This is a genomic window from Thermus thermamylovorans (genome assembly GCF_004307015.1).
GTDB lineage: Bacteria > Deinococcota > Deinococci > Deinococcales > Thermaceae > Thermus > Thermus thermamylovorans.
Genome location: NZ_SIJL01000004.1, coordinates 134,343 through 157,201 on the forward strand (window position 1 = coordinate 134,343; position 22,859 = coordinate 157,201).

At 70.8% G+C, this 22,859-nt stretch carries 22 protein-coding genes, 1 tRNA gene and 1 riboswitch; of the genes, 13 read left to right on the plus strand and 10 right to left on the minus strand.

Annotated features, from left to right (window positions below; all coding sequences use genetic code 11):
• The first annotated feature begins 17 nt into the window (after positions 1 to 17).
• From ETP66_RS04515 to ETP66_RS12375, 7 genes are all read left to right on the plus strand, one after another.
• The gene (locus ETP66_RS04515) at positions 18 to 1,163 is read left to right on the plus strand and encodes a 23S rRNA (cytosine(1962)-C(5))-methyltransferase (protein ID WP_130841041.1); all 1,146 of its coding nucleotides are present in this window, start codon (positions 18 to 20) and stop codon (positions 1,161 to 1,163) included.
• Between the two features lie 341 nt (positions 1,164 to 1,504).
• The gene (locus tag ETP66_RS04520) at positions 1,505 to 1,714 is read left to right on the plus strand and encodes a DUF3248 domain-containing protein (protein WP_130841043.1); all 210 of its coding nucleotides are present in this window, start codon (positions 1,505 to 1,507) and stop codon (positions 1,712 to 1,714) included.
• Positions 1,711 to 2,079, plus strand: coding sequence for a DUF3809 family protein (locus tag ETP66_RS04525; protein ID WP_130841044.1), 369 nt, complete (start codon positions 1,711 to 1,713; stop codon positions 2,077 to 2,079). Before ETP66_RS04520 ends, ETP66_RS04525 begins: the two co-directional genes overlap by 4 nt.
• A 21-nt stretch (positions 2,080 to 2,100) precedes the next feature.
• A complete protein-coding gene (locus tag ETP66_RS04530; RefSeq protein ID WP_130841045.1) occupies positions 2,101 to 2,772 on the plus strand; it encodes a metal-dependent hydrolase in 672 nt (223 codons plus the stop codon).
• Positions 2,773 to 2,903: 131 nt separating this feature from the next.
• Positions 2,904 to 3,737: a serine/threonine-protein kinase gene (locus tag ETP66_RS04535; protein ID WP_430731874.1), complete on the plus strand. Its 834-nt coding sequence runs from the start codon at positions 2,904 to 2,906 to the stop codon at positions 3,735 to 3,737.
• Positions 3,737 to 5,632 (plus strand): AMP-binding protein, encoded by a 1,896-nt coding sequence (locus tag ETP66_RS04540; protein ID WP_130841047.1) that lies wholly within the window; start codon positions 3,737 to 3,739, stop codon positions 5,630 to 5,632. The genes ETP66_RS04535 and ETP66_RS04540 overlap by 1 nt, the downstream gene beginning before the upstream one ends.
• A gap of 4 nt (positions 5,633 to 5,636) precedes the next feature.
• The gene (locus ETP66_RS12375) at positions 5,637 to 8,009 is read left to right on the plus strand and encodes a tetratricopeptide repeat protein (RefSeq protein WP_130841049.1); all 2,373 of its coding nucleotides are present in this window, start codon (positions 5,637 to 5,639) and stop codon (positions 8,007 to 8,009) included.
• Here the strand turns inward: ETP66_RS12375 and murJ are convergent.
• The 9 genes from murJ to ETP66_RS04590 all read right to left on the minus strand — a co-directional run bounded on the left by murJ (position 7,960) and on the right by ETP66_RS04590 (position 16,924).
• A complete protein-coding gene (gene murJ / locus ETP66_RS04550; RefSeq protein WP_130841051.1) occupies positions 7,960 to 9,447 on the minus strand; it encodes a murein biosynthesis integral membrane protein MurJ in 1,488 nt (495 codons plus the stop codon). The genes ETP66_RS12375 and murJ overlap by 50 nt on opposite strands.
• A complete protein-coding gene (locus ETP66_RS04555) occupies positions 9,437 to 10,525 on the minus strand; it encodes a hypothetical protein (RefSeq protein ID WP_201738469.1) in 1,089 nt (362 codons plus the stop codon). The genes murJ and ETP66_RS04555 overlap by 11 nt, the downstream gene beginning before the upstream one ends.
• A gap of 34 nt (positions 10,526 to 10,559) precedes the next feature.
• A tRNA-Leu gene (locus ETP66_RS04560) sits at positions 10,560 to 10,647 on the minus strand.
• Positions 10,648 to 10,661: 14 nt separating this feature from the next.
• Positions 10,662 to 11,816, minus strand: a complete 1,155-nt coding sequence (locus ETP66_RS04565; protein ID WP_130841052.1) for an LCP family protein — start codon at positions 11,814 to 11,816, stop codon at positions 10,662 to 10,664.
• A 35-nt stretch (positions 11,817 to 11,851) separates the two neighbouring features.
• Positions 11,852 to 13,168, minus strand: coding sequence for a S8 family peptidase (locus ETP66_RS04570; protein ID WP_130841054.1), 1,317 nt, complete (start codon positions 13,166 to 13,168; stop codon positions 11,852 to 11,854).
• Positions 13,169 to 13,203: 35 nt separating this feature from the next.
• The gene (locus tag ETP66_RS04575; RefSeq protein ID WP_130841056.1) at positions 13,204 to 14,001 is read right to left on the minus strand and encodes an ABC transporter substrate-binding protein; all 798 of its coding nucleotides are present in this window, start codon (positions 13,999 to 14,001) and stop codon (positions 13,204 to 13,206) included.
• Positions 13,998 to 15,236: a histidinol dehydrogenase gene (gene hisD / locus ETP66_RS04580; protein WP_130841058.1), complete on the minus strand. Its 1,239-nt coding sequence runs from the start codon at positions 15,234 to 15,236 to the stop codon at positions 13,998 to 14,000. Before hisD ends, ETP66_RS04575 begins: the two co-directional genes overlap by 4 nt.
• A gap of 7 nt (positions 15,237 to 15,243) precedes the next feature.
• Positions 15,244 to 15,837: a hypothetical protein gene (locus tag ETP66_RS04585; protein WP_130841060.1), complete on the minus strand. Its 594-nt coding sequence runs from the start codon at positions 15,835 to 15,837 to the stop codon at positions 15,244 to 15,246.
• 4 nt (positions 15,838 to 15,841) lie between these two features.
• Entirely contained in the window at positions 15,842 to 16,924 is a 1,083-nt protein-coding gene (locus tag ETP66_RS04590) for a hypothetical protein (protein ID WP_130841062.1), read from the minus strand.
• 81 nt (positions 16,925 to 17,005) lie between these two features.
• Here ETP66_RS04590 and ETP66_RS04595 point away from each other — a divergent pair, with 81 nt between their 5' ends.
• The 5 genes from ETP66_RS04595 to ETP66_RS04615 all read left to right on the plus strand — a co-directional run bounded on the left by ETP66_RS04595 (position 17,006) and on the right by ETP66_RS04615 (position 20,801).
• Positions 17,006 to 17,374, plus strand: coding sequence for a hypothetical protein (locus tag ETP66_RS04595; protein WP_014515903.1), 369 nt, complete (start codon positions 17,006 to 17,008; stop codon positions 17,372 to 17,374).
• A complete protein-coding gene (locus ETP66_RS04600; protein WP_130841063.1) occupies positions 17,371 to 17,988 on the plus strand; it encodes a uracil-DNA glycosylase in 618 nt (205 codons plus the stop codon). The genes ETP66_RS04595 and ETP66_RS04600 overlap by 4 nt, the downstream gene beginning before the upstream one ends.
• A 124-nt stretch (positions 17,989 to 18,112) precedes the next feature.
• A riboswitch (molybdenum cofactor riboswitch) is annotated at positions 18,113 to 18,236 on the plus strand.
• Complete coding sequence (gene modA, locus ETP66_RS04605; RefSeq protein ID WP_130841065.1) at positions 18,229 to 19,110, plus strand: molybdate ABC transporter substrate-binding protein; 882 nt, start codon at positions 18,229 to 18,231, stop codon at positions 19,108 to 19,110. (Overlaps the previous riboswitch by 8 nt.)
• Complete coding sequence (modB, locus tag ETP66_RS04610) at positions 19,111 to 19,788, plus strand: molybdate ABC transporter permease subunit (RefSeq protein ID WP_130841067.1); 678 nt, start codon at positions 19,111 to 19,113, stop codon at positions 19,786 to 19,788.
• Positions 19,758 to 20,801 (plus strand): ABC transporter ATP-binding protein, encoded by a 1,044-nt coding sequence (locus ETP66_RS04615; RefSeq protein WP_130841069.1) that lies wholly within the window; start codon positions 19,758 to 19,760, stop codon positions 20,799 to 20,801. The genes modB and ETP66_RS04615 overlap by 31 nt, the downstream gene beginning before the upstream one ends.
• 424 nt (positions 20,802 to 21,225) lie before the next feature.
• Here ETP66_RS04615 and ETP66_RS04620 read toward each other — a convergent pair whose 3' ends face one another.
• Positions 21,226 to 21,552 carry a hypothetical protein gene (locus tag ETP66_RS04620; RefSeq protein WP_130841071.1) on the minus strand — a complete coding sequence of 109 codons (327 nt, stop codon included), beginning with the start codon at positions 21,550 to 21,552 and terminating at the stop codon, positions 21,226 to 21,228.
• Between the two features lie 31 nt (positions 21,553 to 21,583).
• Here ETP66_RS04620 and hisS point away from each other — a divergent pair, with 31 nt between their 5' ends.
• On the plus strand, positions 21,584 to 22,858 hold the full coding sequence (gene hisS, locus ETP66_RS04625; protein ID WP_130841073.1) for a histidine--tRNA ligase: 1,275 nt from the start codon (positions 21,584 to 21,586) through the stop codon (positions 22,856 to 22,858).
• Position 22,859 lies beyond the last annotated feature (1 nt).

The following is a 22,859-nucleotide window of genomic DNA, read 5'->3' on the forward strand; positions in this document are numbered from 1 at the left end:
CTAAGTATACTTAGGCGATGCGCATCCTCGTCAACGAACGCGGCGCCCAAAGGCTCCTTGCCCGACACCTCTGGGTGTTCCGCCGGGATGTCCTTTCCGGGCCGGAAACCCCAGGCCTCTTTCCCGTCTACTGGGGCAGGCGCTTTTTGGCCCTAGCCCTTTACAACCCCCAAAGCGACCTCAGCGTGCGGGCCTTCCGCTTCCATCCCGCCGCCGACCCGGCAGAAGCCCTCCTGGAAAACCTGGACCGGGCCCTCCTCCGCCGCAGGGAGGCCCTGGAGCGCGAGCCCCAGGGGGGCTTCCGCCTGGCCCACGCCGAGGGGGACCTGCTTCCGGGACTGGTGGTGGACTACTACGCGGGCCACGCGGTGGTCCAGGCCACCGCCCACGCCTGGGAGGACCTTCTCCCCCGGGTGGCGGAAAGGCTCAAGCCCTACGCGGCGAGCGTCCTGGCCAAGAACGACGCCAAGGTGCGGGGGCTGGAGGGCCTGTCCCTCTACGTGCGTCCCCTTTGGGGCGAGGTGCCCGAGCGGGTGACGGTGCGGGAAGGCCGGATCCGCTACCTGGTGGACCTCCGGGGAGGCCAGAAGACAGGGGCCTACCTGGACCAGCGGGACAACCGCCTCCTCATGGAGCGTTTCTCCGGGGAGAGGGCCCTGGACGCCTTCAGCTACGCCGGGGGCTTTGCCTTGCACCTGGCCCTGGGCTTCCGGGAGGTGATCGCCGTGGACTCCTCCGCCGAGGCCTTAGGGCGCGCGGAGGAGAACGCCAGGCTCAACGGCCTCCCCCTGAGAACCGTAGAGGCCAATGCCTTTGACTTTCTGCGCTCCTTGGAAAAGGCGGGGGAACGCTTTGATCTCATCGTTCTGGACCCTCCGGCCTTCGCCAAGGGCAAGAAGGACTTGGAGCGAGCCTATAGGGCCTACAAGGAGGTGAACCTCCGGGCCCTCAAGCTCCTCAAGGAAGGCGGCATCCTGGCTACGGCCAGCTGCAGCCACCACCTCACGGAGCCCCTTTTCTACCAAATGCTGGCCGAGGCCGCGGCGGACGCCCACCGGGCCCTGAGGGTGGTGGAAAAACGGGGCCAGGGATGGGACCACCCCGTCCTCCTCAACCATCCGGAGACCCATTACCTGAAGTTCGCCCTGCTGGAAGTCCTTTGATCCGGTCCCGCCAGGCCTCCCGTCCAGGCACGGGAAGCGGCAAGCGCTTGCCCTTTCGCAGGCCAAGGAGTAGGGCACGCCGCCCCCGGAAAAAGGGCCCCGCAGGCCAGAAGGCCACCTCCAACTCCTGCACTCGGCCGGGAAGAGGGCAAGCCGGAATCCCCGCCCCAGCCACCACCAGGGAAAGAGGAAGAGGGAGGCTGCCCAGGACACCTCCGGAAGCGAGCCCCAGGCCCAGAAGCCCTGCCCCCGCCCAGAAGACCAGGGGCGCAGGGTGGGAAAAGGCCACCTCCCCTGGGGGCATAGCTCCCATTCTCCCCCGCCCCGGGTAGACTGGAAGGGTGGAGAAGGACCTTTTGGAAGCCCTGGGCCAGCACCTGGTCTGGCGCATCGGCCGGGCGGAGGAGGAGGAGGTCCTGGTGGTGCGTGTGGGCCTAGCCTCGGCCACCCCGCGCTTCCGGGAGCTGCCCCGGCTTCTGAACATCCCCGACGCCGAGGTGGCCCGTCTGGCGGAGGAGGGGCGCATCCGGGTGGAGTGGGTGGAAGGATGAAGGCCCGCCTGCGCCTCACCCTAAACGGCCACGCCCCCCAAGGCCTGCCCCTGGAGGTCCGCCTGGAGGGTCCGGAGGTCCGGGGCCTCCTGCGGCAGGAAAGCCCCGCCTTGGGGGAGGTGCGCCTGCCTTTCCGGGCCCGCCTGGAGGGAGAGAGGCTGGTGGCCCTTCCCCTCCCTCCGCCCTGCCTGTGGGTGGAGGGGTGGGCCCGCCCCACCCGGGAGGGGCTGGAGCTGGAGCTGGAAGTGGCCCTGGTGCTACCCCCGGGGCAAAGCTGGGGGGAGCGGGCCTTCGGCCGCATCCTGGAGGCCCTGCTCCTCAGGGCCCTCGAGGCCCTTTCCCACCGCAGCCGTTCTCCGGTATAGTGCTCCTCAAAGGAGGCGGGTATGCCGGAAGTCCGGTACCTGGGCCACTCGGCGGTATGGCTCTCCGACGGTAAGACCCGGCTGGTCATCGACCCCTTTCTCACGGGCAATCCCCTGGCCCCCCTAGGGGTGGGGGAGGTGCAGGCGGACCTGATCCTGGTCACCCATGCCCACGGGGACCACTTCGGCGACAGCGTGGCCCTCTCCAAAAAGGGCGGGGTGGTGGTCTCCACCTTCGAGATCGCCACCTACGCGGAGCGGCATGGGGCCAAGAGCGTGCCCATGAACCTCGGGGGCACCTACCGCTTCCCAGGGGGGTGGCTCAAGTGGTTCCCCGCCTGGCACTCCTCCAGCTTCCCCGACGGCACCTACGGTGGCATGCCCATGGGGGTGGTGGTGGAGCTCGGGGGCAAGCGCATCTACCACGCCGGGGATACCGCCCTCTTCGCCGACATGCGCCTCATCGGGGAACTGGGGCTGGACCTGGCCCTTTTGCCCATCGGCGACCACTTCACCATGGGTCCGGAAGACGCCTTGAAGGCCCTGGAGCTCCTCAGGCCCAAGAGGGTGGTGCCCATCCACTACAACACCTTCCCCCCCATCCAGCAAGACGGGGAGGCCTTCGCGCAAAGGGCCGGGGAGATGGGGGTAGAGGGCCGGGTTCTGAAGCCGGGGGAGGCGCTGGTCCTTTGAGAAGGGGCCGGCCCAAACCCTCTAGGGGTGCCGCTGGCCTTGAGGGCGCGCACCCCGCAGGATAGGGGCATGGACAGGCTCTTGAGGCCAAAGGTGGACAGGCCCTAGGACCCCAGGAGGCCCAGGTGGGATTGCAAAGGCTTAAGCGCAAGGACTTTCGCCTGCTCATGCTCCTGGGGCTAGGGCAGACCGCCCAGGTCTACCTGGCCGAGGCCCCTTCCGGGCAGAAGGTGGCCCTGAAGCTGCCCCGCAAGGAGGTGCGCCAGAACCCTGGGCTGGCCGAGCGGTTTGCCCGGGAGGTGTCCCTCTCCCTTTCCCTCCACCACCCCTACCTGGTCCGGGGTCTGGCCGGGGTTCCCTTTGGCGAGGAAGCCTTCTTGGCCCTGGAGTACATGGAGGGCGGCCCTCTGGAGGAAAGGCTTCTCCGCGGTCCCCTCCCCCGGGAGGAGGCGGTCAAGGCCCTCCTCCAGGTGGGCGAGGCCCTCCTTTTCCTTCACGACAAGGGATTTATCCACCAGGACGTGAAACCCTCCAACGTCTTCGTGGGAGAAGGGGTCTATAAGCTGGGGGATCTGGGCACGGCCCGCCCCCTGGGGGACCGGACGGCCGAGTACGCGGGCAGCCCCCACTACCTGGCCCCGGAGCTCTTCCTGGGAGCCCTGCCGAGCCCCCAGAGCGAAACCTATGCCTTCGGCATCATGGCCTACGAGCTCCTCACGGGGCGGCGCCCCTTCCGGGGAGAAACCCTGGAGGAACTGCGGAACGCCCACCTCTTCCTTCCCCCTCCCCCCACAGGGCTGCCCATCCGGCTGGATAAGGCCCTGCGGCGCCTCCTGAGCAGGAACCCTGGGGAACGCCTGGACCTGAAGGCCTTCCTGGAGGTCTTGCAGCGCCCCGAGGCCCCCCCCGCCCCGGGGACAACCCCCAAGCCCAGGCCGCGGCGCCTCGGTTTTTGGAGGAAATGATGGAGCCCATTTGGTACCCAAACCCGGAGGAGGCCCGGGCCACCTGGCTTTTCCGCTTCATGGAGGCCCTGGGCTTTGAGGATTACGAGACCTTCTACCGCTACAGCGTGGAGAAGGCCGAGGACTTCTACCGCCAGTTCTTCGGCCACCTGGGCCTTCCTTGGCGGAAGCCCTACGAAAGGCTGGTGGAAGGGGATTTCCCCTTCCCCCGCTTCTTCACAGGCGGGCGGCTCAACCTGGTGGAGGCCGCCCTCCTCCACGAACCCACCCGCTTGGCCCTCCTCCACGAGACCGAGGACGGCCAGGTGCGGACCCTGAGCTACGGGGAGCTCCGGGCCGAGGTGGCCCGGGTGGCCGCGGGGCTAAGGGCCCTGGGGGTAGGGCGGGGCGACCGGGTGGGGCTTTGGCTCCCCATGGGCCTCGAGGCCGCCGTTCTCCTCCTGGCCACGGCTTGGCTTGGGGCCATCGCCATCCCCATCTTCTCCGGCTACGCCGCGGAGGCCGCCAGCGTGCGCCTCAAGGACGCCGGGGCCAGGCTCCTTGCGGTGCAAGACGGCTTCCTGAGGCGGGGCCGACGGGTGGAGCTCCTCCCCGAGGCCCGGAGGGCCCTGGCCCTCTCGGGCACCCCTGCTCTCCTGGCGGTGCGCCGCCTGGGGCTGCCCCTGGAGGCGGGGGAGGAGGACTACGGGGCCCTCGCAGGGGAGGCCTTCCCCCCGGAGGAGATGGAGAGCATGGACCCCTTCATGCTCATCTACACCTCGGGCACCACGGGCCGCCCCAAGGGCACGGTCCACTACCACGCGGGCTTCCCCCTGAAGGCCGCCCTTGACCTGGCCCTCCTCTTCGACCTCCGGGAGGAGGACCGCCTCTTCTGGTTCACCGACCTGGGCTGGATGATGGGCCCCTGGGCCATCCTGGGGGGGCTCCTCCTGGGGGGGACGGTCTTCCTCTACGACGGGGCCCCGGACCACCCCGGCCCCGAGCGGCTCTGGCGCATGGTGGAGGCCCACCGGATCACCCACCTGGGGCTCTCCCCCACCCTGGTGCGGGCCCTCATCCCCTTTGGGGAAGAGCCCGTCCGGGCCCATGACCTCTCCTCCCTGAGGGTCTTGGGCTCCACCGGGGAGCCCTGGAACCTGGAACCCTACCTCTGGTTCTTCCGGGTGGTGGGGGAGGAAAGGCGGCCCATCGTGAACTACTCCGGGGGGACGGAGATCTCCGGGGGCATCCTGGGGAACGTCCTCCTCAGGCCCATCAAGCCCATGGGCTTCAACACCGCCGTCCCCGGGATGGCGGCGGCGGTCCTGGACGAAGCGGGAAGGCCCGTGGTGGGCCAGGTGGGGGAGCTGGCGGTGCTCAAGCCTTGGCCGGGGATGACCAAGGGCTTCTTTGGGGACGAGGCCCGCTACCTGGACGCTTACTTTGCCAAGATCCCTGGGGTCTGGGTCCACGGGGACTTCGCCCTTTTGGACGAGGAAGGCCACTACTTCATCCTGGGCCGCTCCGACGACACCCTGAAGGTGGCGGGCAAGCGCGTGGGCCCGGCGGAAGTGGAGACCGCAGCCATCTCCCACCCCGCCCTCAAGGAGTGCGCCGCCATCGGGGTACCCCACCCGGTGAAGGGGGAGGCCATCGTCCTCTTCGCGGTGCCCAAGCCGGGCTTCGCCCCCTCTTTGGCCCTCGCCGAGGAGGTGGCGGAAAGGGTGGCCGAGGCGCTGGGTAAGCCCCTGAGGCCGGAGCGGGTCCTCTTCGTGCCCGACCTGCCCAAGACCCGCAACGCCAAGGTCATGCGCCGGGTGGTGCGGGCGGCCTTCCTGGGCCAGGACCCGGGGGACCTCTCCGCCCTGGAAAACCCCGAGGCGGTGGAGGCCATCCGCCAGGCGGCGGAGGGCTGAACCCGTGCGCTTTCTGGGGGCGTTTCTGGCCCTGGGGCTGGCCCTGGCTACCCCCCTGGAGCCCCTCGAGGAAGCCCGCGGGCACTACGGGGCAGGGCGGATGGAGGCCGTCCTGAGGGCGCTCACCCCTCTCCTCCAGGGGTACGACCCCCCGGAGGAGGCCCTGCTCCTGGCAGGCTTTGCCCATTACCGGCTGGGCCAGTTTCCCCAGGCCCTGGACCTCTTCAGCCGCTTGGTGGGCACCCTGAAGGGGGGTCCGGAGGCCCTCTACGGCTTCGGCCTCACCCTTAGGGCCCTGGGGGACCCGGAAGGGGCCCGGAGCGCCCTGGGCTGGGCCCTGCGGGAGGGGTACCGGGAGGCGGAGGCGGTTCTCAAAACCCTCCCCCCTCCCCCACCCCCCGCCCCCAAGACCCGAAAAACCCCACCCCCCTTCGCCGCCCGGGAGGGGCGCTTCTGGGTGGAGGGGAAGCCCTTCCCGGTGCGGGGGGTGAACCTGGGGGTGGCCCTCCCGGGCCGCTTCCCCGCGGAGTTCCCCGAGGAGGAGGCCCTCTACCGGGCCTGGCTGGAGCTCCTAAGGGCCATGGGGGCCAACAGCGTGCGCACCTACACCCTCCTGCCCCCCGCCTTTTACCGGGCCCTCCTCCACCACAACCTCTTGCACAAGGACCGGCCCCTCTACCTCTTCCAGGGAGTCTGGACGGAGCTTCCCGAGGACGAGGGGTACCCCGATTGGGAAGGCCCCTTCCTGGAGAAGTTCCTCCTGGAGGGGCGGGAGGTCCTGGACGCCCTCCACGGCAACCTCCGCCGCCCTCCCCGCCCGGGGCACGCCCACGGGAACTACACCGCGGACGTCTCCCCCTGGACCCTGGGCCTCCTGGTGGGGCGGGAGTTTGAGCCCTACTCCGTGGAGGCCTACGACGGGCGCCACCCGGGGCGCACCTACCGGGGCAGGTTCCTCGAGGCCGCCCCGGAGGCCAGCCCCTTCGCCGCCTACCTGGCCGAGGTCCTGGACCGCCTGGCCGGGTACGAGTGGGAGGCCTACGGCACCTTTAGGCCCATGGGCTTCGTGAACTGGCCCACCCTGGACCCCTTGCGCTGGGAAAGCGAGGCCAGCTTCCAGGAGGAGTACCTCCTCCGCCGTGCCCGCGGGGAGAGGGTAGAACCGCCCCGGGCTGGGCCCCTGCACGAGGAGGACACCGTCTCCCTGGACCCAACCCACCTGAGGCCCACCCCGGGAAGCCCCCTTACCCTCTTCGCCGCCTACCACGTCTACCCTTACTACCCCGACTTTCTGGTGAACGAGCCTGGCCTGGCCCCAGACCGCTACCGCCGCTACCTGGAACGCCTCGAGGCCCACCACCACCCCATGCCCCTCCTCATCGCCGAGTTCGGCCTGCCCACGAGCCGCGGCATCGCCCACTTCCACCCCGAGGGCCTCCACCACGGGGGCCACTCGGAGGAGGCCCAGGCAGAAAGGGTCATCGCCCTTTGGCAGGACATCTCCGAGCTGGACCTGGCAGGGGGCGTGGTCTTCGCCCTTTTGGACGAGTGGTTCAAGAAGAACTGGCTCTTCGCCCCTTTTGAGGCGGGGGAACGGAACCCCTTCTGGCACAACCTCCTGGACCCCGAGGAGAACTACGGCCTCCTGGCGGCCACCGCCAGGGGAGCCTTCCGGCTGGACGGGAAGGCGGAGGAGTGGGAGGGGGTGCCCTTCCTCCTCCGGGAGGAGGGGCGCTTCCTCAAGACCCACGCCGACCCCGAGTACCTCTGGCTCCTCTACCGGGGGCCCCTCCCCTTGCGCCTCCACCTGGACACCGTCCCCGGGGGGGTACCGGTGGCGGAGGGCTTCGGGGCAGAGTTCTACCTGGAGGTCGGCCCCGAGGGGGGAAGGCTCCTCATCGAGGCGGGCTACTACCCCTTCCGGGAGCTGGACCACGGCCTGCCGGGGACGGAGCACCTGGTCTTCCGCGGGCCCAGCCGGCCGGGGGAGGGCCCCTTCGTCCCCTTCTTCCTGGAGCCCAACCGCCGCCGCACGGGAAGGGACGGGACCGACTACCCCCGGGCGGTCTACGAGCTGGGGAGGCTGCGGGAGGGGCAGGACCCTCCGGGGGCCCGGGACCCCACCGCGGACTACGCCCTCGGGGAGGGGGGGCTTTTGGAGCTAAGGCTCCCCTGGGGCCTGCTCCTGGTGGCCGACCCCAGCAGCCGCCTCGCCTGGTACGCCCCCGAACCGGTCCCCATCGGGGGCATCGGCCTCCTCCTGGAAGGGGCTCCTCCCCTCCGCTTCACCTGGAGCCCCTGGGAGGAGCCCCCCTTCGCCCTCCGGCTCAAGCCCCTCTACTTCCGCCTGCAGAGGCTCTGGGGAGGAGGACCCTGAGGGGCAGGCGCAGGGCCCAGCCCCCCAGGAGGAAAAGCCCCGTCCCCAGAGCCCCGGCGAGGAGGAGGGGCAAAAGCCCCTCCCAGGAGGTCTCCGGCCCCACCTGCCCCTGGAGGAGCAGCCCGGGCACTGCCGCCAGAAGCCCCGCCAGGTAGGCCCGAAGGAGGAGGCTCAAGAGGCCGGGGAAGGCCACCCCCTCCCGCAGGAGGAGGCGCAGGTAGAGGAAAAGGCCCAGCCACCCCGCAAGGGCGGTGGCCAGGTTGAGGAGGAAAAGCCCCGCCTCCCTCAGGAGCCAGTAGCCCAGGGCGTTGAGGAGGAAGACCTGGGCGCTGGCGAAGACCGCCTCGCGCACCCGGCCCAGGGCGTAAAGCCCCCGCAGGAGCAGGGTGTTCACCCCCCAGGGCAGCACCGCCAGGGCCAGGGCGGCCAGGGCCAAGGCGCTGTAGGTGCGGTTCTCAGGGGTGAGGGGGCCGAAGAGGCCGAAGAGGAAGAGGACCAGGAAGGGACTCGCCCCCAAAAGGAGCCCCCCCGAAAGGGCCAGGACCAGGGAGAGGCGCCAAAGAGGCCCGCGGAGGAAGCGGGCCAGCTCTCCCCCCTTCAGGGCGCTCATCCGGGGAAAGAGGGCGATGGCCGGGGAGGTGGCGAAAAGGCCCAGGACCATCTGGAAGACCACCTCCGCGTTGTAGAAGCCGGTGACCGCCGCCGGGGGGTAGCGGGTGAGGAGGTTGGTCAGGAGCAGGTTCAGAAACTGGCGCAAGGAGGTGGTGAAGGCGAAGGGCCCCATGCGGCCCAGGGCGGGGAGAAACGCCCGGTGCCAGCGCCACTCCAGGCGGAAGCCCCGGAGAAAGGGGAGCTGCACCAGGGCCTGCAAAAGCCCCCCCAGGGCCACGGAAAGCCCCAGGGCGGTGGGGTCCCCGGGGAAAAGGGCCATGAGGCCGATGGCCGCCAGGTTGAAGGCGATGGGGCCCAGGGCGTAGGGCAGGAAGCGTTCCTCCGCCTGCAGGAGGGCGGAGAGGAGGGCGGCCAGGGAGATGCCCAGGAGAAAGGGGAGGAGGAGGCGGGTGAGGTAGACCACCTGGGCGAAGGCCTCCTCCTCCCGGAGGTGGCTTCCCGGGGCCACCAGAAGGGCCGCCACGAAGGGGGCCAGGAGGTAGCCCAGGCCCAGGACCAGGAGGTTCACCCCCAGGAGGAAGGCGGCGAAGCGCCGGGCGAAGGCCCGGGCCTCGGCCTCGGGGAGGTTTTTGAGGAGGGGGATGAGGGCGTTTTGCACCGCCCCCTCGGCCAAAAGCTCCCGCAGGAGGTTGGGCACCCGGTAGGCCACGTTGAAGGCGTCCTTGAGGGAGTCGGGGAAAAGGGCGTTGAAGACCGCCTGGCGCAGGAGGCCCAGGACCCTCGAGGCCAGGGTCCCCCCCATGACCAGGAGGACCTTAGGGAGCATTCCCCTCCAACGCCTCCTGGAAGGCCTCGAGGAAGCCCGCCTGCCCCACCACCGTGAGGCCGTAGAGGGCGGAGAGCTCCTTGGCCCGGGTCCGGTCCACCCCCAAGAGGACCAGGAAGCTCTCCTTTGGGGAAAGGCCCAGGACCTTCCTGAGCCCCGCGTACTTGGCGATGTGGGCCTGGAACTCTCCGGTCTTGGCCTCGAACCAGTAGACCCGCTCCCCCACCCGCACCAGGACGTCCAGCTCCGCGGCCTCCCCGCCGGGGAGGGTCACCTGGTAGCCCACCGCCACCTCGTGGGGCAGGTTCTTGGAGCGGAGGAGCTTGCGCACCCTTTCGGCCACGTACCGCTCTAGCCACCCCCCGGTGAGGAAGTTCTGCACCCAGCCCTCGGTGCTGGCCTTGGCCCGTAGACGCCTTTCCTCGCTCTTGTAGTGGTAGGAGGTGAGGAGGGCGTACTGCTTGAGGAGGGTGCAGAACTGGGTGGAGTTGGCGATCTCCTCCTGGGAGGCCTCGGAAAGGGAAAGCTCGAACTGGCGCTTGGTGGAGAGGCTCTGCTTCAGGCGCTCGTAGAGCCTTTCCAGACTGGGGTAGCGGTCCCCCAGGAAGAGGGCCAGGCGGGTGAGGACCTTCTCCTTCTCCTCCTCTTCCTGGGGCCTTTTGGCCACCTGGAGGCCCAGCCCCTTAAGCCACGCCTCCAGGGAGGGAACCCTTTTGGGCCTCGGGACCTCCGGGGCCTTGGCGGGCTCGGGTAAGGGCGGCCGGGCCTCGAGCCCCGGGAGGGGGGCCTCCCGCAGAAGCCGCCACATCTCCCCCGCCAGGGCGAGGAAGCGGGCCCGCACCGGGTCGGCCTCCCCGTCCAGCCCAGGGGGGGTGAGGCCCGCCCGCAAGGCCTCCAGGAGCCAGGCCTCGAGGGCCTCCCTAAGGGCCTGGCGGGCGGCCTCCAGGTGTTCTGCCTCCACCTTTAGGCCCAGCTCGGGAAGCTCCGCGGCGAAGCGCCCCGGCCCCAGGAGGTCGTAGCGGGCCTGGGCCATGGTCCTTTCCAGGTAGCGGGTGAGGACGCCCACGGGCCTAAGCATAACAAGAAGGGCCCCGGAAAACCCCGGGGCCTCCTGGTGCCGGGGACGGGACTCGAACCCGTACGGGGGCATCCCCCCAGCGGATTTTAAGTCCGCAGCGTCTACCGTTCCGCCACCCCGGCGGGCGCCTTCCATGCTACCAAAGGGGAAAGTCCCCGCCAAGGCGCAAGGTGAGGTCCGCCCCCAAAACCGCCTCCCCCGACACGCGGTAAGGGACCCCTAGGGCCTCCCCCAAGGCCCGGGCCAGGAGGCCGGGGCCGTTTTCCAGCGCCTCGGTGCGGCCCGGGGCCAGGTCCACCGGATGGAGGACCACCCCTAGGCCCAGGGCCTGCAGCCGCTCCCTGGCCCGCTCCGCCTGGGACTCTTGCCCTGGGCCGTAGACCAGGGCCACCCGCCTCCCGGAAAGCGCCGCCTCCTCCGCGGTGCCCTCCCCCTGGAAGTAGAGGCCCACCAGCTCCCGAAGAGCCCCCTCGTCCACGCTCCAGCCTCCCCCGCTGAAGCGCCCCGGCAGGAGGAGGCTCACCAGCTCGGGCCGCCTCAGGGCGAAGCCCAAAAGGGCCCCCTTCTCCCGCCGGATGAGGTCGGTCCGCAGGTGGGGCTCCACCGCCGCCACCGCCTGGGGCAGGCGGAAAAGCCCCGAGGGGGAGAGGAGCTGCTCCTTCAGGGCGTGGAGGAAGGCCTGCTGCCGCTGCACCCGGCCGATATCCCCCAGGGCGTCCTTGCGGAAGCGCAGGTAGCCCTCCGCCTGTTCGCCATTTAGCACCTGGCACCCTGGCTGCAGATCGATGTCCAGGCCCGCGGCGGTGTCCCGGTAGCGCATGGGCCGCTCCACGCAGACCCTAACCCCCCCTAAAGCGTCCACCCCCCGGCGGAGGGCCTCCGTGCTCACCACCACGTAACGGTCCGCCCGCACCCCCGTGATCTGGGCCACCGCCTCCTTCATGAGTTCCGGCCCCCCCAAGGGGCTCGCCGCGTTCACCCGGCGCACCCCGTAGCCCGGGAGGCGGACCCAGGTGTCCCGGGGGATGGAGAGAACCACCGCCCGGCCTGCCCCCGGGTCCAGCCGCACCAGCAAGATGGCGTCCGCCAGACCGCGGAAGCGCTCCGGGGCCCGCTGGCGGGGACCCAGGTACTCGGGGCTCGAGCCGTAGACCAGGAGGGTGAAGGGCTCCCGCAGGCCCCAGGGACTGGGGAAGGCCCCGTGGCGCAGCAGAGGCCCCAGAAGGGGGTAGGCCCAAAGGGCCAAAGCCCCCAGAAGCACCATGGAGGCGAGGAGGGGAAGCCGCCGCACGGGGGCCCAGTCTACACCCCCTTGGGTGAGGGGGATTAGGGGAAGCAGTAGGTGGTGTCGGTCAGCACCCGGTCGGCCCGCACCAGGCCGAAGCCGTACTCGTCGTCCTTCCCCGCGGGGCCCAGGTCCTCGGCGGTCTGGGTCAAGCAGGTGTACACCTGGTCCGGCGTGGGCCATTCCTTGCGCTCGCTGGCGTACCGGCTCATATAAAGGGCCGCCACCCCAGCCACAATGGGGCTGGCGAAGGAGGTGCCGCTAGACCTGGCGTACCCTCCGGAAGGGGCGGCCACCAAAACCCCCACCCCGGGGGCCACCAGGTCCAGCTCCGGGCCAAGGGCGGAGAAGGAGGCCCGCCTTCGGTCCTGGTCCACCGCCCCCACGGCCAGGGTGCTGGGGCTGCTGGCGGGGAACAGGACCGGACCTCCCGAAGAGTACCCTGGGTACGGGCTCTCATAATTCCCCGCCGCCGCCACGATCACCATCCCCTGGGCTCGAGCTCGGGTCAGCTCCTCATCCAATGGGGGGTCGTACACATTGGCGCCCAGAGAGATGTTGGCGACCCGCACCCCCAGGCTTCGGGCGAGCCGCACTCCCTCCAGGAGGGTGGCGGTGGTGCCCCTGCCTCCGTCAGGGAACACCTTGATGGGCACGATGTAGCCCCCCCAGGTCACCCCGGCCATGCCCCGGCCATTTTGGGTGTCCGCCCCCAGGACGCTGGCCACGGCGAGGCCGTGGCCCCGGTCGGCGCTCCGGTCGGTGGGGTCGGCGTCCCCATCGGCCACATCCAGGTTGACGCCTGCGGGGAGGTACTTGCTGGTCTGAAAGTCCTCATGGTCCAGGATGCCTGTGTCCAGCACCGCGATGAGGGGCGGGCACCCCCGGCCCGTGCTCTGGTTCCAGGCCGCCTCCAACCCCACCAGGCCGTCGAGGTATGCCCTCTGGTGGGTGGCATAGAAGGGGTCGTTGGGCGTCCGCAGGGGGCGGTAGAGATAGTTGGGCTGCACGTACTGCGCCCCCGCCCGGAGGAGGGCCCGGGCCTTGGCCTCCTCCTGCCCTTTGGGCACCTTCACCCGCAAGAGGCCTTGGGAAAGGGCCTCCTGGGGCTCCACTCCCTCAGCCCGCAGGGCCTGGAGGGAAAGCCCCGGCTGGGGAAGCACCAGGAGCTCCCCGGGCACGTATTCCCCGGCAAAGCGGCCCAAGCCTTGGAGGCGGAGGGGCTCCTCCGCGCCCTGCGCCCCCAAGGGGCCCACGGGGCAGTCGGCAGGGTTTACGGGAGGCGGGGGCGTCTGGGGGCAGGCGGCGAGGAGGAGGGCGAGGCCGGCGAGCAGGACAGCGAAGGCCAGATGCCTCATGGGTCCCACTATACGGCCAGGCGGCCGGTGGGACCTTAAGCCTGGCCTAAGGTTTCCGCCACCCGGTCCGCCAGCTTCTCCAGGAAGGCGAAGAACATGGGCCCGTAGTGGGCCAGCTCGTCCCCATCGGTGGCGGCCACGGGAAAGTCCCACCCCCGCTCCTCCGCCAGGGCCCTCGCCTTCGCCAGGGGGTTCTTGCCCCAGGGTTTGGGCTCGTAGAGGAAGAGGTCGGGCCTGCGGCGCTTGACCTCCTCCAGGTCCGGGGGGAAGTAGGCCTGGGGCAGGTCCAGGAAGATGGGCTTAAGGCCCAGGTGGAGGAGGGCCTGGGCGATGTAGCTCCCCCGGCCCACGGTGATGGGCCCGCCCAGGTCCATTTCAAAGTAGACCTTCAGGTCAAACCGCCCCTTGAGGCGGCCGTAGCGCTCGGCCAGCCCGTGGGCCAGCTCCGCGGCCCGCTCCTCCAGGTCCAGAAGGTGGCCCAGGGTGGAGAGGTTTTCCAGGATGCCGTAGGGGCTCGTGGGCAAGGGCACCGCGTAGGCGGGAAAGCCCTCCTCCTTGAGCCTGAGGGCCTGCTCCCGCTGCACCCCGGTGGAGAGGAGGACCAAATCGGGCTTCAGGCTCCGGAGGAGGTCGGTGCGGGTCTTGGTGTAGGAGGCCAGGACCGGCAGGGAAAGCACCTCCGCCGGGCGGTGGCAGAAGGCGCTCCGGCCCACCAGCCTATCCCCCACCCCCAGGGCGAAAAGGGCGTCCGTCAGGTTGGGGGCCAGGCTCACGATGCGCCCGAAGCGGTCGGGGAGGTCTAGGGGGCCGAGAAGCTCGTGGAAGATTTTCATTGCCTTAGGTCCAAGGAGCGGGCGTGGCCCTCGAGGCCCTCCGCCCGGGCCAGGAGGGCCCCCTTCTGGGCCAACACCTTCACCGCGCCCTCGCTCAGGCCCATCACCGGAATGACCTTGAGGAAGTCCCGCACCGAAAGCCCCCCCTGGAAGCGGGCAGTGCCCGAGGTGGGCATCACGTGGCTGGGCCCGGCGATGTAGTCCCCCAGGGCCTCGGGGCTCCCCTCCCCCAGGAAGACCCCCCCAGCGTTCTGCACCCTCCCCAGCCAGGGCAGGGGGTCCGCCAGGGCCAGGCAGAGGTGCTCGGGGGCGTAGAGGTTGGCCAGCTCCAAGGCCTCCTCGAGGTCCTCCGTGAGGACCAGCCCCCCCCGCTCCAGGGCCCGGCGGGCGACGGGGGCCCGGGGAAGGTCCTGAAGCTGCCGGGCGAGCTCCGCCTCCACCCGCTCCAGGAGGGCCCGGTCGGGGGAGAGGAGCCAGGGCTCGGAGTCGGGGCCGTGCTCCGCCTGGGCCAGGAGGTCGGCGGCGAGGAGCTTTGGGGAGGCGGAGCCGTCGGCCACGATCAGGGTCTCCGTGGGCCCCGCCAGACCGTCGATCCCCACGGCGCCATACACCTGGCGCTTGGCCGCCACCACGTAGGCGTTGCCCGGGCCCACGATCTTGTCCACCCGGGGCACCCGCCCCGTCCCGTAGGCCAGGGCGGCGATGGCCTGGGCCCCGCCCATGGCGAAAAGCCGGTCCGCCCCCGCCACCCAGGCCGCGGCCAGGACCCCGGGGTGGACCCTGGGGGGGCTGGCCACGATCACCTCCCCCACCCCGGCCACCTTGGCGGGGACCACGGTCATGAGGAGGCTGGAGAGGAGGGGGGCGCTGCCCCCGGGGACGTACACCCCCACCCGGGCGAGGGGGCGGACCAGCTGGCCCAGGAGGCCGCTTTCGTCCGCCTTCAAGAAACCCCCTTTGGCCTCTTCCCGATAAAAGGCCTCTATGCGCTCCTTGGCCGTCTCCAGGGCGTCCCTGAACCCCTCGTCCAGGTCCTCGTAGGCCTCCCGCCAGGCCCTTTTGGGGATCTCCTCCACCGGGTGGCCGTCCAGCTCCAGGCTGAGCCGGTCCAAAGCGGCATCCCCCTCCTCCCGCACCGCCTGGAGGATGGCCCGCACCCTCTCTTCCACCTCCGGGTCGAGGGCCAGGCCCCGGCGGGCGAAGCGCTCCCTCACCTCCGCCGCAAGGTAGATCATGCCCCCACTATACCCAGCGGCGGCGCCTCCTCACCCCCTCCACCCCCTCCAGGTGGGCCTCGAAGACGTGGTCCCCCACCTGCTGGGCCAGGCGCACGGGAAGCCCCTCTTCCAGCTGGACCAGGGTCAGGCCGGGCCGGAGGCGAAACTGCTGCCGCACCCGTCCCTCCACCGCCACGTCGGAAAACCGCTCTACGTAGACCCGTCCTCCGGGCATGGGGAAGCGGGCCACCTCCCCGGGCAGGAGCCCCAGCCGGGGCAGGGCCAGGAGGAGGGAAAGGGGGTCGTGGTAGGGGGCGAGGTCGGGCAGGGCCAGGCTCTCCTTCCCCTGGGTCACCAGGACCACGCCCTCCTCCTCCAGCCTCTCCACGGTGAAGACCCGGGCCTCCCGCCCCTCCACCCGCTCGGCGAAGTAGCGGGAGTACCCTTCGGGGTCGGTTTCCGTCTGCCAGCGTTGGCGGATTCTGACCAGGGAAAGGCCCACCTCGGCGGTGAGGATGGCCTTCACCCCTCCGGTCTGGGGACGCACCTCCAGCCGCCCCTCCCCCGCGGGCTCCCCCGCGAAGCGGTAGCGGTAGAGGTAGAGGACGGGGCTCTCCATGCCCTCAGCGTACCCGGATGGTGAGGGGGGGGCCGGGGACCTCCAGGAGGTAGTCCACGGGCTCCCGCCCCGCCACCCGGATGCGCAGGCGATAGACCCCCTGGCGGTCGAACTCCGCCCGCCCCGGGGCGGTGAGGAGCACCTGCCCGGGGACCATGGCCGAGCCCTCCGGCACCTCCAGGAGGATCACCTCCGCCTGCTCCGTGGGGGGGTCGGTGCGGAACTCCATCACATACCCCTGCGCGGGCTCGGGGGAGGGGCGCAGAAGGAGGGCCGCCCCCAAGAAGAGGGCCCCTAGAAACAGGGCCAGAAGGGCCCTGCGCCCGGGTGTCCTCCTCCTGGGCTCCACCACCGGGAAAGGGGGGTCCTCCCGCTCCTCGATGCGGATCACCCGGGGGCGGCTGGGCTGGCCCTCGGAGGGGGGCTCCCGCGGCCCTTCCGCCTCGGGGACAGGCTCCACCGGCAGGGCCTTCCGCCCCTCCCCAGGGGAGGGGAGGGCCTCGAGCCCCTGGGGAGGGGGAGGCTCGGGGGCGGGCGCCTCCTGGGCGGGGGGAGGGGGGGGCGCAGGGCCGGCCAGGAGGCTCTCCAGGGAGGCCTCCCCGGCCTCGAGGGCCTCCAGGGCCTCCCGCAGGGGAAACCCTCCCCACCCCTCCCCCGCCAGGGCCCGGGCCAGGGCCGCCAGGGCCTCCTCGGCCTCCCCTTCCAGGGCCGCCAGGCCCGCCCCGGCCAGCCACAGGCGCTTGCCCTTCACCAGGCAGAGCTCCGCCCGGGGGGCGTACCGCACCCCCTGCGCCCGCAGGGCCAGGAGGGAGGCGGCCAGCTCCCGGACCCATTGCCCGAGGCGCTCCGGGTCCGCCACCCCCAGGTAGTGGCTTAAGGGGACCGCCCCCAGGGGCCACTCCAGCACCCAGGCCTCCGGGGTCCGTTCCAGAAGGGGCAGAAGGCCCTCCCCCTCCAGGGGCACGCCCTTAGCCCCCTTCAAGACCATGACGGGCATACCTGTGCGGGTGTCCTGCCCCTCGTATACGGCAAGGCCGGGCATTCGGGCGAGCACGCGACGCAGCCAATAGTTGCCCAGAACCTCCATCCCTCCAAGTATACGCAGCCCCCCGTGAGGAGGCTTATAATCTGCCAAAGGTAAGGGCCCATGGGCCGGAAAGGAGCGGGGATGGAGTTCAAGATCACCCTGACCACGGAGGAGATCGTTCGCGGCCTCAAGCACTACCGCCGCATCGCCAAGCAGGACGTCCTCCGGGCGCCGGAGACGCCCAACCCGGAGGTCTTCCGCCGCCATGCGGAGGCCCGGCGCGAGGTCTACGCCAAGCTGGCGGAGGTGGCGGAGGCTGAAGGCCCGGAGGCCGTGGTGCAGTACGCCCTGGAGCTTTACAAATCCCTGCCCTTCGTCACCGGCACCCCGGAGGACCAGCACCCGGAGATCAAGGGCCAGGAGAACGCCCTGGAGAACTTCTTCCTCATGATCGGCCTGGACCCCAAGACCCGGCGGGAGGCCAGGAAGGCGAGGAAGCCCCTGCAATGACCCTGGAGCTCCTGCAAGCCCAGGCCCAGGCCTGCACCGCCTGCCGCTTGGCGGAGGGCAGAACCCGGGTGGTCTTTGGAGAGGGGGACCCGGACGCCCGCCTCATGTTCGTGGGGGAGGGACCGGGGGAGGAGGAAGACCGCACGGGCCGCCCCTTCGTGGGCAAGGCGGGGCAGCTTCTGGACCGCATCCTGGAAGCCGCCGGCATCCCCCGGGCCTCGGTCTACATCGCCAACATCGTGAAGTGCCGCCCCCCGGGCAACCGCGCCCCCCTGCCCGACGAGGCCAGGGTCTGCACGGACAGGTGGCTCCGCAAGCAGATCGAGCTGGTCGCCCCTCAGATCATCGTCCCCCTGGGGGGGGTGGCGGCGGAGTTCTTCCTGGGGGAAAAAGCCCCCATCACCAAGGTGCGGGGAAGGTGGCACGAGTGGCACGGGATCCGGGTCTTCCCCATGTTCCACCCCGCCTACCTCCTGAGGAACCCGAGCCGCGCCCCGGGAAGCCCCAAGCACCTCACCTGGCTGGACATCCAGGAGGTGAAGCGGGCCCTGGACAGCCTGCCCCCCAAGGAGCGCCGCCAGGTGCGGGCGGTGAGCCAGGAGCCCCTCTTCTAAGACCCCCCCACGCGGACCCCGCCCGCGCAGGGGCCCCGGGGAACGGGCGGGCAAAGCCCCGGGTGGAAAAGGCAGGCGAAGGGCCCAACGGGCAAGGGCTTCCGGCAGGGGGACCGGGGGTATAAAATGCCCTTGCCTCCGAGCCCGGAAAGACCCCCAGGGCCTTCCGGGCCGGGCCGATGGGCCCCGGGGTGACGGGGGCAACCCCGCCGCCTGCCGCGGTCGCAAAGGAGGTGAAGCGTGGTACGCGTTTGCTGGAGCCTAGTCCTCGCCCTAAGCCTGGGAACGGCCCTGGCGCAAAGCCAGGTACGGGTGGTGGCCGCCGCCGACCTGCAGTATGCCCTGGCCGAGCTGGCCCAGGCCTTCGAGGCCAGGAACCCAGGCGTGCGGGTGGTGCTCTCCTTCGGCTCCTCGGGCAAGTTCTACACCCAGCTCACCCAGGGCCTCGAGGCGGACCTCTTCTTCTCCGCGGAGGACATCTACCCCCGGCTCCTGGAGGAAAGGGGCCTGACCGAGCCGGGGACCCGGGCCCTTTACGCCATCGGCCGCATGGCCATCTGGCTGGACCGCAGGCTGGGCCTGCGCCCTGGGCCGGAAGCCCTAAGGGACCCCCGGATCACCCGGCTGGCCATCGCCAACCCGGTGCACGCCCCCTACGGCCGGGCAGGCCTCACCCTTCTGGAACACCACGGCCTCCTCCGCCGCCTCCCCAACCCGCCCCTTTCCGGCCTGCCCCGGCCCTTCCCCGAACTGGCCTGGGAGGAGATCCCCTGGGAAAGCCTCACCCGCGGAGTGGAGGCCTACTGGGACCTGGGACCCTTGCGCCAGGGCAAGCCCCGCTTCGAGTTCGTCTACGGGGAGAACATCTCCCAGGCCGCCCAAATGGCCCTCACCACCACCCAAGCGGGCATCCTGGCCCTGCCCCTGGTGGTCCACGAAAGCCTCTCCCGTCCCGGGGTCTACTGGGTAGCTCCCCTGGAGAGCCATCTGCGCCTGGAGCAGAGCTTCGTGATCCTAAGGGGCCGGGCCCGCCCGGAGGTGGTGGCCCTCCACCGCTTCGTCCAGTCGGCGGAGGGGAGGGGCATCCTGCGCCGCTACGGCTTCATCCTGCCGGGGGAGTAGATGCCCGAGGAAGCCTTCTGGGTAGCCCTGGAGCTCTCCTTGCGGGTGGCCCTGGTCACCTCCTTCCTCCTGGTCCTCCTGGGCCTGCCCCTGGGCTGGACCCTGGCCTTCAAGCGCTTCCCTGGGAAACCCGTGGTGGAGGCGGTTTTCCTCCTGCCCCTGGTCCTTCCCCCCACGGTCCTGGGGTTTTACGTCCTCCTCTTCCTGGGACCCGACGGGCCCTGGCTCCGCCTCACGGGCCTTTCCTGGGCCTTCCGCTTCGAAGGCCTGGTCTTCGCCAGCGTCCTCTTCAGCCTGCCCTTCGCCCTCACCGCCTACCGGGAGGCCTTCCTCTCCCTGGACCGCAACCTCCTGGAGGTGGCCCGCACCCTGGGGGCCCCCTGGTGGAAGGTGTGGCTCAAGGTGATCTTCCCCCTGGTCTGGCCGGGGCTCCTCTCCGGCACCCTCCTGGCCTTCGCCCACACCCTGGGAGAGTTCGGGGTGGTGCTCATGGTGGGGGGGTCCATCCCCGGTAAGACCCAGATGGTGAGCATCTACCTCTACGACCTGGTGCAGGCCCTAAGGTTCCAGGACGCGGCCCGGGCGGCTTTGGTGCTCCTCTTCCTCAGCCTGGCCATCCTGGTGGTGGTGCGGGTCCTGGAGGGGAGGTGGCGGGCGTGGAAGTCCACTACCGGATAAGGCGGCCCATCCTCCTGGAGGCCCGCTTCCAGGTGCGGGGCTTCACCGCCCTCCTGGGGGAAAGCGGGGTGGGCAAGACCACCCTCCTCAAGGCCCTGGCAGGCCTGATCCCCGCGGAGGGCCGCCCTTTTGCGGGGCTTCCCCCAGAAAGGCGCCCTGTGGGCTACCTGCCCCAGGACCTGGCCCTTTTCCCCCACATGACCGCCTGGGAGAACGTGGCCTTCCCCCTCGCGGGGCCGGACCGCCAGGAGCGGGCCCTGGCCCTCCTGGAGCGGGTGGGCCTACGGGAGCACGCGGGGAAGCGCCCGGCCCAGCTCTCCGGAGGGCAGAAACAGCGGGTGGCCCTGGCGCGGGCCCTGGCCCGGGAGCCGGAGCTCCTCCTCCTGGACGAGCCCACCAGCTCCCTGGACCCCCTGACCAAGGGCCGGGTTCTGGGGGAGCTCGTCGAGCTCATCCGCCGGGAAGGGGTGCCCGCCCTGGCGGTGAGCCACGACCCCGACCTGGCCCGCATGGCCGACTGGCTCCTGGTGATGGGGCGGGGGAGGATCCTGCAGGAAGGTCCCCCCGAGGAGGTGCTGGCCGCCCCCAAGGAGGTGGAGGTGGCCCGGCTTCTGGGCTACGAGAACCTCTTCCCCGTCCGCCTGCGGGAGGGAGGGGTGGAGGTGCAGGGGGTGTTCCTCCGCCTCCCCCTGCCCCCCTGGGCCCGACCGGGGGAGGCGGCCTGGCTGGGGGTGCGGGCGGAGGAGGTTTTGGTGGTGCGGGAGGACCGCCCCCTGCCCCGGGAAAACCTCCTGGAGGGGGTGCTAGAGGGCCTGCACCCCGAGGGGCTTGCCTACCGGGGCCGGCTTGCGGGGCCCATACCCCTTAACCTGCTCCTCCCCCGGCACGTGCAAGAAAGGCTCCGCCTCCTGCCGGGGCAGCGGGTGCGGGTGGTCCTCAAGCCCCGCTACCTGCACCTGATGCCGGGCGAGGCGAAGGAGGACCTCGAGGGGAAGCCCAAACTTGTTCCTTAGCCTCCGGAGGAGAAAGCGGGCCTGGGCCGGAGAGAGGCCTAAGACCCCGGCCAGGGCCCCGGCCCTCCCGGAGGCGGCCAGGCCGAGGGCCCGGAGGGCCTCAGCCTCCCCCGGGGAGAGGCCCAAGCCGAGCCGTCCTCCAAGCCCCTCCGCCAGGGTCTTGGGGTCGTCCCGCCGGGTGAGGAAGGCCTGGCGCACGGGGTCGTAGGCCCTGAGGCCCCAGGGGGTGCGCCAGAGGAGGACCTGCCCGGCCTCCAGATGGGCCAGGTCCGCCAGGACCAGGCCCCTGCCCTCCCGCCAGTGAACCGTCCAGCCGTTTTTGCCAAGCGCCCTGGCCACCAGGGCGTAAAGCTCCAAGTCCTGCGTCAGGATCACCGCCTGCATCCTCCACCTCCTTGCGCCGCAACGCCGAAGCCCAACCGGTCTAGGCGGCGAAAGGAGGGGCTCTGGGAGCCGTGGTGGAGGGGGTGGGGGCGGGGTGGCCCGGCCGGGAGGCGGGGCGCCCCCCGAAGGCCGGAAGCGGGGTGGGGGCCGCCGGTTCCTCCACCACCGGCAGGCCCGGGGCCACCTGCAGGCCGCAGAGGAGGGAGTGCCCCACCTCCCTCTCCCCGTTTTGGCACACGTCCAGGCGGAGCCCCGGGTTTTGCGCCTGCATGAGGTAAAGCTGCAGGGCCACCCCGGTGGAGGCGGTGAGGGTAAGGAGGAGGTACAGGAAGAGGGGGACCAGCCTCCCCGCACCCCTGCGGGTCATACCCCGAGTATACAGGGTAAAGTGGTGGGGTATGGCCGTCCGCGGCGCCAAAGACCTCTTCGGGGAGGAGCTCAGGCTCCACCAGCACATCGTGGCCACCGCCCGCCGGGTCCTGGAGGGGGCGGGGGCTTTGGAGCTCCTCACCCCCATCTTCGAGGAAACCCAGGTCTTCGAAAGGGGGGTGGGGGCTTCCACGGACATCGTCCGCAAGGAGATGTTCACCTTCCAGGACCGGGGGGGGCGCTCCCTCACCCTGCGCCCCGAGGGCACCGCGGCCATGGTGCGGGCCTACCTGGAGCACGGGATGAAGGTCTGGCCCCAGCCGGTGCGGCTTTGGATGGCGGGACCCATGTTCCGCGCCGAGCGCCCCCAGAAGGGGCGCTACCGCCAGTTCCACCAGGTGAACTACGAGGCCCTGGGTTCGGAGAACCCCCTCCTGGACGCAGAGGCCATCGCCCTCCTCTACCGGAGCCTGAGGGAGCTGGGCCTCAAGCGGCTTTCCCTGAAGCTGTCCTCCGTAGGGGACCCTGAGGACCGGGCCCGCTACAACGCCTACCTGCGGGCAACCCTCTCCCCTCACCGGGAGGCGTTCTCCGAGGATTCCCAGGAGCGGCTGGAGGTCAACCCCTTGCGCATCCTGGACTCCAAGAGCGAAAAGGACCAGGCCCTCCTAAAGGAGCTCGGGGTGAGGCCCATGCTGGACTTCCTGGGGGAGGCGGCCCGGGCCCACCTGAGGGCGGTGGAGCGCCACCTGGAGCGGCTTTCCATTCCCTACGAGCTGGAGCCCTCCCTGGTGCGAGGCCTGGACTACTACGTGCGCACCGCCTTCGAGGTACACCACCCGGAGATCGGGGCCCAGTCGGCCCTCGGGGGCGGGGGGCGGTACGACGGGCTTTCCGAGCTCCTGGGGGGGCCTAGGGTGCCGGGGGTGGGCTTCGCCTTCGGGGTGGAGCGGGTAGCCCTGGCCCTGGAGGCCGAGGGCTTCGCCCTCCCCGAGGCGGGGGGCCCCGACCTCTACCTGGTGCCCCTCGCGGAGGAGGCGGTGGCGGAGGCCTTCTACCTGGCGGAGGCCCTGAGGCCCCGGCTCCGGGTGGAGTACGCCCTCGGCCCCAAAAGGCCGGGCAAAGGGGTGGAGGAGGCCCTGAAGCGGGGGGCCTCCTTCGTGGGCCTTTTGGGGGAGGAGGAGCTTAGGGCGGGGGAGGTCACCCTGAAGCGCCTGGCCACGGGGGAGCAGGTGCGCCTTTCCCGGGCCAAAGCCTTGGGCTTCCTCCTCTCCGCCTTGGGGCGGGAATCCGTTAAGCTTTAGA